Raw genomic sequence first — 10,774 nt, forward strand, 5'->3', positions numbered from 1 at the left:
TATGATTCCAGGAAAAGATACACAAGTAGGAAAAAACGAAGCCCTGAAAGAAAAGTATGGGTCGTTTGCATTGTTTGATATAGAACACTTTTTAAGAAGAATCCTTAAAAACTGGTATTGGTTTGCTTTCATGCTGCTTATTGGGTACGCCATTTCTTGGGTGTACAGTAAATATTATGCACAGAATGTATATGCTTCCAACCTTTCTTTAAGTATTTCCAATAATACTTCAAGTTATTTTACCCCGAACCAGTCTATTAACTTTATCTGGGGTCAGGGAGGGAACCAGGATGGAGTTTATCTGAAGAAAATGCTTCTTTCAAGATCACATAATGAATTTTTGGTAAAAGAATTAGGGCTGTTTGTCAACTATTCTACTAAAGGCGTGATCAAATCTACCTATCTGGATAAGAATGATTCCCCTATTTTTCTTGAAATTGACAAAAAGCATCTTCAGCAGATCAATTACCCTATCACACTGATGCCAAAAGGTAATGGAGCCTTTGAAGTGGTTTTGCCGGAAGAAGGCCAGTCTACCAACCTATACAGCTATGAGAGCGAAGGTTTTCAGAATATTAATGCTTATGCAAGACCTGCCAATAAGATTATTAAAATAAATGAATGGTATACCTCTCCCAATCTGAGATTTAAGTTAGTTCAGAACCCTGTACTTCCAAATATTAAACTTGATAATATTATTGTAAGTTTGAGTTCAGTTAATCAGGGAGTTAATGATATTGTGTCTACTGTAAGTGTGGATTTTGATAAAGAAATTTCTACGATCATGATTATTACTAAAAAAGGATACAATCTGAACAGCACTGTAAACTTTTTGAATAAATCGGTCAATGAATTACAGAAAAAAAGACTTGAAGATAAAAACATCGTCAATAAAAATACAGAAACCTATCTTCAGGGTAACCTTGATAACATTCGCAAGAAATTAGACTCAAGTGCTTCGGTTCTGAATTATCTGAAAACATCGGAAAAACTTTATAACATTAAAGACAGAGACGAAAAATCTCTGGAAAAAATAAAAGAGCTTGAAGGCAAAAAAGCAGATATCCTAAGTAAAATCAATTCCCTGGATAACATCAGAAATACCCTTCAGTCTCAGAATTTTGAGAAAATGATTGCCACCAATGCCGCCGGGTTTGAAGATGGAATGTTTACAGCAACTATTGCAGAGCTTAAAGCCCTGTATGCAAAGAGACAGGAAATGGCTACAATCTATAAGCCGTCGTCAGAACCTATGAAAGAGATCAACAGGCTTATCAACGAGGCAAGAATGGGATCATCAGGTAGCCTGAGAAATTATTATACAAAATATTATGATGAAATCAGCAAAATTGATCGTGCAGTAGCTGATGCCAATTTAGACTTGGCCTCTTATCCTGAGAAAGAAAGAAAATACCTGGATGCTGAAAGAGGATATAATATCATTGAGGCTACTTATAACAGCTTATTGGGAAGACAGAATGAAACCCAGCTGAATGTAGCAACCAATAAATCGGATATTACGGTAATAGACCCGGCCAAAAATTTGGGACAGGGGCCAATTGCTCCTAATATCAAAATGGCTAAAACGGCTATTATCTCTGGAATGTTGCTGCTTCCTTTGCTGTTTATTCTGATTGGCGAGGTATTGGATAATAAGATAAGAAATATTAAAGAGCTGCTCGGAGCCACAAAAATTCCACTTCTTGGAGTAATTGGCAACAACAGTAACGAAAGTATGCTTACTGTTCTGGAGCAACCAAAATCATCCGTGTCTGAAGCCTTCAGAGGAATCAGAGCCAATATAAGATTTTTGATGAATAACGAAGATGAGAAAGGAAAAGTAATCCTGATAACATCATCTATCGGAGGAGAAGGAAAAACTTATATTTCGATTAACCTTGCTTCTGTAATAGGATTGAGTGATAAAAAAACGATCCTTTTGGGAATGGACCTTAGAAAACCGAAAATTTTCGGAGACTTCAAAATTGATAATAAATATGGTATATCCAATTATCTGACAGGGGAGGTAAGCATTGATCAGATCGTCAATAAAACAAAAATTCCTAATCTGGACGTTGCTACTTCAGGGCCAATTCCGCCAAACCCTTCAGAATTATTGATGAGCCAGAGAAATATTAAGTTTATTGAGGAATTGAAAGAAATCTATGATTTTATTATTATAGATTCCCCACCGGTAGGTCTGGTAGCCGATTCCTATGAACTGATGAAACATTCTGATGCCAATATCTATGTTGTACGTCATGAATATACGGAAAAATATATGCTGAAGCTTATTACAGAAAAGTATCATAATGATGAAATCAGTAATCTGGGTCTTGTTTATAATGATTACAATACAAAACAGGGATATGGTTACGGCTACGGTTATGGCTACGGCTATGGTTACGGCTACGGATATTTCGATGAAGATAAGAATTATAAAGAGCCGTTACTGATCAGAATCAGGAATAGGGTACAGAGATTCTTTAACAAAAAATAAAGCATTAAACCTCCATTTAATGGGGGTTTTTTCATACTCTGTCTATTTTCATAGTATGAAAAAAAGAATATTTTTGACACTTTGCCGTTTACTTTATAACAAATTATGTTTTTTTGTTTATTTTTAACTAAACATTAAGATTATCATTAATATAAAAATGTTTTATATTTGCAAAAATTAAATTTTAAAATAACCATAAATCCATATTCTTTTATGAATAAAAAATTATTGTTTAGCTTCCTTGCCTTCCTTGGAGTGGTAAGTGTAAAAGCACAAAGAAACGAATTGGGAGTTCGTCTAGGGATGAGTAACCTAGTGGGAGATGTAGGAAGGACAAATTATATTTTACAAAAGCCGTTGGATTTAAACAGAGTATCAGATTGGGGATTCCCGTTTTATGGAGGAGTGTTATACAGATTTAATTTTAACCCGCATCAGACTGTTAGATTGGATTTAGGATATAACCAGATTCAGTTTAGCGATAAAGCGGCAAAAGAAGACTATAGAAGAATGAGAAACTCATTTGGGAAAAACAACGTGTATGAGGCAAGCTTAATGTTTGAATACAATTTTTTCCCGGTAAATAATGAGCAGGTGAGTATGGTGAGCCCTTATATCTTTGGAGGTATCGGTGCTTTAATGTTTGATGCCCCTAAAGCAACTCTTGTTCATGATTTCAGAAGAGATGCTGATGGAGTAGCGCTGGCTCCGATAAATGAGTTGGACTACAAAACAACTGCAGATTATTCCCTAGGGAAAAAAGTAACCATGCATCTTCCTTTTGGGGTAGGTTTGAAATATAAATTCAACCATACCTGGGCTATATTTGCAGAAGCTACCTTCAGGTATACCCTGACGGATCAGCTGGATCACAGTAAGATACTGGAAAAAGATGTGAAAACTTCTTATAATGCAGATATCTTAGACCCTGCTACCGGAGCTTCATTATTGCAGTCCGGAAGTTATTATGCCGTTTCTAAAGAAAGAGAACAGGAGTTTATTAATAAGAGAAATATTGGAGATGGAAAGTCCAAAGACTGGATGAATACATTCAGTTTAGGACTGACGTATTCGTTTGGAAGACCTCCATGTTATTGTGAATAATATGTCGTTGATTAAAGATAAAATAAATTCTGAGAATTTACCAAAACACGTAGCCATCATCATGGATGGTAATGGAAGATGGGCAAAATCTCGTGGCGAAGAAAGAACCTTCGGTCACAAAAATGCCATTAATGCTGTAAGAAATGCCATTAATGCATGTAATGAGATCAATATCCCCTATTTAACACTATATACATTTTCTTCAGAAAACTGGAGCCGTCCTACTGAAGAAGTAAATACACTCATGAATCTGCTTGTAGAAACCCTGCTGCTTGAGGCAGAAGAAATCTTCAGCAAAGGATTGAGAATGCATGTAATAGGAAACCTTGAAAAATTGCCTGTTCTTGTCAGAGAACAATTGCAACGTGTGGTAGACCTTACAAAAGAAAACACAAAAGGAAACCTTGTATTAGCGATTAGCTATGGCTCACAAAATGAAATTCTGAATGCCGTAAAGAATATAAGTGCTGATGTAAAAGAAGGAAAAGTAGAAGTAGAGAATATTGACGAAAAATTATTCGAAAATTACCTTTATACCAAAGATTTTCCTCCTGTAGATCTGCTGATCAGAACCAGCGGGGAAATTAGAATCAGCAATTTCCTGCTTTGGCAGATCGCTTATGCGGAATTACAGTTTTTAAACGTTCTATGGCCGGATTTCACCAAAGATATCTTCTTCCAGTGTATTGTTGATTATCAAAACAAGGAAAGAAGATACGGAATGACCGGAGAGCAGATACAAGGCCAATAAATTTAAAGAAAAGAAAGACTCGATAAAATGAAGTTTAGACTATTACCCATCATTATGTTTGCTGCTTCTGCACATTTTTATGGACAAGTAACTCCACAAGACAGCACTAAAGTAAATAATGCTGTACATGCAGAAAATGAGGCAGGAACCTATACGCTTAAAGACATCGTTGTAGATGGGGTAAAAAAATACACACCAGCTCAGATTCTGAGATTTACAGGATTAACCAAAGGTGAAAGTGTAGACATTCCGGGACAGAAAATCAGTAATGCTGTTAAAAAGCTTTGGGATACCCAATCCTTTTCTGAAGTGGAAGTTTATGTTCAAAGCATTGAAGGCCAGACTGTAGTTTTAAGATTCTACCTGGAAGACCTGAAAGAACTTGGTGAAGTGAAATTTACAGGAAAAGGGATTGGTAAATCTAAAAATGAAAAAATGGCTAAGGATAATAACCTTAAGCCGGGAACAAAGATCACCCAAAACCTGGTATCAAGTCTGAAGACCAATATCCCGAAAGACTATATCAAAAAAGGTTTTGCAGATGCCAAAATCACCATTCAGGATAAAGTAAATGCAGGAGATCCGGCATTAGTAGACTGGACTATCAATGTAGAAAAAGGAAAAAGAATTAAAATCGATCATATTGAGTTCGAAGGAAATGAAAATGTGACCGATGCAAAGCTTAGAAACAAAGCCTTTAAAGAAACCAAACAAAAACGTTTCGGGATCGGTGGTATTCTTAAATCTTCAAAATTCATCGAAGACAAATATCAGGAAGATAAACAGAGTCTTATCAGTTATTACAACTCCCTGGGATATAGAGACGCTAAGATCGTTTCAGATTCTGTATGGAGGAATAAAAGAAACAACTACGAGATCAATGTAAAATTGAACGAAGGTAAAAAGTATTATATCGGTGATATTACATTCACCGGGAATACAGTTTATGCTACAGAATATTTGCAGAGATTATTAGGATATAAAAAAGGAGATATTTACGATGCGGTAGGATTCAACAAGAAAGTTGGTGAAGACGGCGGTAAAGAAGATGATTCCGATATCAAATCCGTTTACATGAATAACGGTTATCTTTTCTCGAACGTAACACCTGTTGAAAAATCAGTAAATGGTGATGCGGTAAACCTGGAGATCAGAATTAATGAAGGAGAACAGGCCAGCTGGAATAAAGTGACATGGCAGGGAAATACAACTACCCATGACCACGTAATTCTTAGAGCGCTGAGAACAAAACCGGGTGAATTATTCAAGAAAACCGAAATCAAGAGAACTTATTTCGATCTTGCGGGAATGTCATTCTTCGATCCTCAGCAGATCGGACAGGATATTCAGCCAAATCAGGCAGATAATACTGTAGATATCAACTGGAAGTTAGTAGAAAAAGGATCTTCACAGGTGCAGCTACAGGCCGGATACGGAGGGAACAGCTTTATTGGAACTTTGGGACTTACGTTCAATAACTTCTCATTAAAGAATTTCCTGAAGTTTAAAGACTTTAAACCGGTTCCTCAGGGAGATGGGCAGACTTTCTCCATTCAGGTTCAGGCCGGACAGTATTTCCAGAATTATGGAATTTCATTCACAGAGCCTTGGTTATTTGGTGTAAGACAGACATCCCTTTCTGTGAGTTTGAATAATTCAAGAGTAAGATATTCAGACCAATACGGATATGCACAGAAATTAAATATTTTCTCTGCATCAGCAGGTCTGAACAGATTGTTGAACTGGCCTGATGATTATTTCTCATTATATACCGGTCTTCAGTTCCAGAAATACGACTTTAACAACTATCCGTTCCAGTTTGGGGATACTACAGAAAACAACGGTTCTGCCAATAACTTTAGTATCAACTTAGGTCTGAGCAGAAACTCAGCCGGGATTGACCCTATTTTCCCAACTATGGGATCCAATGTAGAGCTTTCCGCAAAACTGACTCCGCCATATTCATTGTTCAGTAACAAAGATTACGATGCGATGAAACCTGTTGATAAATATAAGTGGATGGAGTTCTATAAGATCAAATTCAAAGCAGATGTATATAACGAAATCATCGGTAAACTTGTATTGAGATCTTCTGCAGAAATGGGATTCATGGATGGATACAACAAGAAACTGGGAGCTCCGCCATTTGAAAGATTCTATATGGGAGGTACAGGACTTTTCGGAGGTAGATATGACGGTAGAGAATTGATTCCTTTAAGAGGATATGAAAACGCTTCAACAGAAGGAGGTCTTGCAGAAGACATTACTCAAAGAGGTGGGGGAACAATCTATAACAGATTTACTTTAGAATTAAGATATCCGATTTCAATGAACCAGACAGCAAAAATTTATGCATTGACATTTGCTGAAGGAGGTAACGTATGGAATTCATGGAGTTCTTACAGCCCGTTCCAGCTGAAAAGATCAGTAGGGATAGGGGTAAGAGTATATATGGGAGCATTTGGATTAATCGGATTCGACTTTGCACTTGGATTAGACAAAACGATATCAGGAGAAAAATCAGGATGGCGTAACCACTTCCTGATGAACCAAACTTTATAATGATACAATATGAAGCACTTTAAAATAACTTTCGCATTCGTATTACTTTTATTCTTCGGATTGAGCAATGCTCAGAAAATAGGAGTAGTGGATACCAATGAGATTTTGAATAAATTACCTCAGTATAAAGAAGCTGAAGCAAGGCTTAATGCACAGATTGATACCTGGCAGTCCGAACTTCAGAATCTGCAGACAGAATACGAACGTAAAAAGGCAGCATTTGAAAGTGAAAAAGTATTGTTGATTGGAGATCAGCTAAAACTGAGAGAAAAAGAAGTTGTAGATCTTGATAAAAATATTAAAACAACAACCAGTTTACGTTTCGGAGCCAATGGTGAAATCACAAAGCTCAGAACGAATCTTGTTCAGCCGTTCCAGGATCAGATCTGGGGAGCTATCAAAACAATGTCTGAAAAAAATGGATTGGGCATAGTTCTTGATAAAAGCAATAACATTAGTGTTATTTTTCTTCAGGGAAAATACGATTACACAGAAAAAGTGTTGACTATTTTATTGAAAGGAACGGATAAGAAGGAGAAAACTAGTAATAAAAGTAAAAAGTAATTTTTAAAATTAACTTTTACTTCAATTTAAAATCTAAAAACAAATTAAATTATTTATTTACCAATTATGAAAAAATTAAGTGTATTATTTGCAGCAGTGATGATGGTTGTATCGGTAGGTATGGCAAAGGCTCAAAAAATTGCTACTTTAGATGTATTGGGAGTTCTTAATGCGATGCCTGAAAAGAAAAAAGCAGATGCTGACCTTAAGACATTCTTAGATACAAAACAAGCTGAGATTAAGAAAAAAGCAGATGCAGCTCAAACTAAGTACCAGCAATACCAGACAGAGGCTCCTAAGAAAACCGCTGACGAAAACAAAGCTAGAGAAGAGGAAATGAAAAAATTAGCTGACGAAATTCAGCAAATGCAAGACAAAGCTCAAAAAGATCTTCAGGCTAAGCAAGAAGTAGTGTTCGGTCCTATTGAGAAAAAATTAAATGATGCTGTAGAAAAAGTATCTAAAGCAAACGGATACGAGTACGTTATGGATGCAAACTCTCCTGCATTCCTTTATAAAGCCGGAACAGATGCAACAGCAGCTGTAAAGAAAGAGCTGGGAATTCAATAATTTCTGCAAATTAACAAAGATTTATAAAACCAACCGTCTCTATTAGAGGCGGTTTTTTTATTTTTGCGGAATGGAAAAAGAAGTATCAACGACGGTAAAAGTCAGATTTAGTGACTGTGATCCGATCGGACATTTGAATAACGTAAAATATCTGGATTATATGTTTAATGCCAGAGAAGATCATGTAGAAACTTTTTATGGATTTACCTACGAGGAATACACCAAAAAAACCGGTTGTACTTGGATCGCTATTCAAAATGAAATTGCCTATTTGAAAGAAGTAAGATACAATACACAGGTAGTGATCAGCAGTAAAACCATCGATATACAGGACAGAACTGCCAAAGTGGAAATCTTAATGAAAAGTCTGGATGAAAAAACAATTCATGCCGTACTTTGGGTAACCGTTATTTATTTTAATGTAAAAACAAGAAGATCCGAAGTACATCCTGAAGAAATAAAAGAAATATTCGATAAATTTTATGTGGATTTAGTACAGAAAGATTTCCAGTCAAGAGTTAAGTTTTTAAGATCTCAAAATGCAAAGAACTCTTAGTGATGTTCCCTAAAGAATCTTTGGCAATTAAAAATTAATAATAGTATAAATGAAAAAAATAGCAGTAATAGGAAGTAACGGACAGTTGGGAAACTGTATTCGAAAGATAGCACCCGATTTTGAACTTGATTATGAGTTCATATTCACAGATTCGTCTATATTAGATGTTACAGACGAAGGTCAGGTCAATGATTTCTTTTACAATAATAAACCTGATTACTGTATCAATGCTTCAGCATATACGGCAGTTGATCTTGCCGAAACTGAAAAAGATAAAGCCTTTGCCGTGAATGCGGATGGAGTTGCTTTCCTTGCTCAGGCATGCGCGGATTTTAAGACTGTTTTGATCCATGTCTCTACAGATTATGTGTTTGACGGAGATACCAATCTTCCTTATTCAGAGGATGATTTTACCAACCCTATCGGAGTATATGGTGCTTCGAAGAGAAAAGGGGAGGAGCTTGCTTTGGAAATAAACCCTCACACCATTATCCTGAGAACTTCATGGCTATACTCTGAGTTTAATAAGAATTTTGTGAAAACAATGTTGAATCTTTTCACTCAGAAAAAAGAATTGGGAATTGTTGCTGATCAGTACGGGCAGCCTACAAATGCAAATGACCTGGCAGAAGCCATCATGGAGATCATTCAGACTCCGGAAAAGACCTATGGAATATTTCATTTTTCAAACTATCCGGAAACAACCTGGTTCGAATTTGCCCAAAAAATCGCAGAATTTTCAAAATCTTCTATTAAGCTGAACCCTTTAACTACGGAACAGTACCCAACTCCTGCGAAACGACCTGTAAGAAGTACCATGTCTCTGGATAAAATTGAAGAGACTTACAAAATAGAACCTAAACATTGGGAAAACAGCCTTGAAGAATGTGTTGAAATACTTGCACAATCATAAACTAATATGAAAAATATAGCCTTTATCCTTTCCGTATTGTGTGTACAGCTTTGGAATGCTCAGAATGTGTATCTGTCCAAGGTTGAAAAAACAAATGATAATAAAGATAAGTTCCTTTATAAAAAGGAAGACGCTGCTACGGATGCTGTTTTTTTAGGAGAAGTGGAAGTTCAGGGGTTTTCAAAAGATGATGCAGCCGTATTTTCCATGATCTATAAAAAAGCAAAAGAAATCGGAGCCAATACATTTACCCTGAAACCTTTTGAAAATGTTGACGGAACTCCACTGCCATTCAATGCGGCCAACTATAAGATTGCATTATATTATACGCCTAAAGAAAAGCTGGCTGTTCAGCATGGTGAGATGTTTATATTCGCATCTTCAGAAAAAGACCAGAAAATAAGCATCAATAAACAGAACTATACACTTTCTCCAAGATCATTTTTAAAATTGAAGACTGTTCCGGGAGAAGTTTATACTATTTCAACCAGAAAACTTTTAGGATCTACCATCAAAATTCAGCCAAAAGCAGGTGACGAAACAGTGTATTTTCAGATTTCATCCCTAAAAGTGAAATCAGACACATCCGGTGTAGGAGGTTTAAATCTAAAATCAGGAGACATTATAGGACTTGAAAAGTCTTACGCAGAATTTTTAAGCTTGATTTATAAAGAAGAGCAATAAAAGTACATTATATAAATAGCTAATGCCTGGTATAATTATACCGGGTATTTTTATTTTGATTAAAAATTTGCTTTTAGCCTTTTTATAGTGTTATTTATCAGCACTCAGGCTATTGTAAGAAATAGTAAGATATGATAGAACCTCCCGGGAAAAGATCAATACTCGGGCTTGTTGTATTCAATAGGAACGGGCTTTAACCCGTTCTCCTCAAAAAGAATAAATTCCACAGGCTTTAGCCAAAACCTGAAAACACAAACTGCCCACGTGAGGCATATGCGACCACTTTGTCATGCCTTAAGCATCCCAACACTCATTTCATACACGCTTCTTTATATTGAATAGCACAGTATAATATTAAAGCATCTATAATATAAGTATGCCCATCACTTATACCCTCATTAAACATTACTCATTACTTATTCTCATTATATATACTCCAAAAAAAACTTCACCTTCTTATTTTCTCACCCTCCATCCCCATCCTCAAACAATTGTTTAAAATTTTTCTCTCTACGGATCAGTTCATTATGATAAAATACGTTCCGAATATGAAATTTATGTTAAATAAAC

At 35.9% G+C, this 10,774-nt stretch carries 9 protein-coding genes; all 9 read left to right on the top strand.

All coding sequences use genetic code 11. The features are described from left to right. Position 1 precedes the first annotated feature (1 nt). The 9 genes from ACTJJF_RS18570 to ACTJJF_RS18610 all read left to right on the top strand — a co-directional run bounded on the left by ACTJJF_RS18570 (position 2) and on the right by ACTJJF_RS18610 (position 10,204). Positions 2 to 2,500: a polysaccharide biosynthesis tyrosine autokinase gene (locus ACTJJF_RS18570; protein ID WP_312298711.1), complete on the top strand. Its 2,499-nt coding sequence runs from the start codon at positions 2 to 4 to the stop codon at positions 2,498 to 2,500. A 213-nt stretch (positions 2,501 to 2,713) separates the two neighbouring features. Next, complete coding sequence (locus ACTJJF_RS18575; RefSeq protein WP_312298709.1) at positions 2,714 to 3,604, top strand: DUF6089 family protein; 891 nt, start codon at positions 2,714 to 2,716, stop codon at positions 3,602 to 3,604. 1 nt (position 3,605) lies between these two features. Continuing rightward, complete coding sequence (locus ACTJJF_RS18580; protein ID WP_312298707.1) at positions 3,606 to 4,355, top strand: isoprenyl transferase; 750 nt, start codon at positions 3,606 to 3,608, stop codon at positions 4,353 to 4,355. Between the two features lie 27 nt (positions 4,356 to 4,382). Further along, entirely contained in the window at positions 4,383 to 6,917 is a 2,535-nt protein-coding gene (gene bamA, locus ACTJJF_RS18585) for an outer membrane protein assembly factor BamA (protein ID WP_440700614.1), read from the top strand. Positions 6,918 to 6,926: 9 nt separating this feature from the next. Then, a complete protein-coding gene (locus tag ACTJJF_RS18590; RefSeq protein WP_312298703.1) occupies positions 6,927 to 7,481 on the top strand; it encodes an OmpH family outer membrane protein in 555 nt (184 codons plus the stop codon). Positions 7,482 to 7,547: 66 nt separating this feature from the next. Then, entirely contained in the window at positions 7,548 to 8,051 is a 504-nt protein-coding gene (locus tag ACTJJF_RS18595; RefSeq protein ID WP_440700615.1) for an OmpH family outer membrane protein, read from the top strand. A 70-nt stretch (positions 8,052 to 8,121) separates the two neighbouring features. Further along, positions 8,122 to 8,607 carry an acyl-CoA thioesterase gene (locus ACTJJF_RS18600; protein WP_312298700.1) on the top strand — a complete coding sequence of 162 codons (486 nt, stop codon included), beginning with the start codon at positions 8,122 to 8,124 and terminating at the stop codon, positions 8,605 to 8,607. A gap of 49 nt (positions 8,608 to 8,656) precedes the next feature. After that, positions 8,657 to 9,520 carry a dTDP-4-dehydrorhamnose reductase gene (gene rfbD / locus ACTJJF_RS18605; RefSeq protein ID WP_440700616.1) on the top strand — a complete coding sequence of 288 codons (864 nt, stop codon included), beginning with the start codon at positions 8,657 to 8,659 and terminating at the stop codon, positions 9,518 to 9,520. A gap of 6 nt (positions 9,521 to 9,526) precedes the next feature. Next, positions 9,527 to 10,204 (top strand): hypothetical protein, encoded by a 678-nt coding sequence (locus tag ACTJJF_RS18610; RefSeq protein ID WP_440700617.1) that lies wholly within the window; start codon positions 9,527 to 9,529, stop codon positions 10,202 to 10,204. Positions 10,205 to 10,774 lie beyond the last annotated feature (570 nt).

It is taken from the genome of Chryseobacterium sp. 22458 (genome assembly GCF_052044975.1).
In the GTDB taxonomy this organism is placed as follows: Bacteria; Bacteroidota; Bacteroidia; order Flavobacteriales; family Weeksellaceae; genus Chryseobacterium.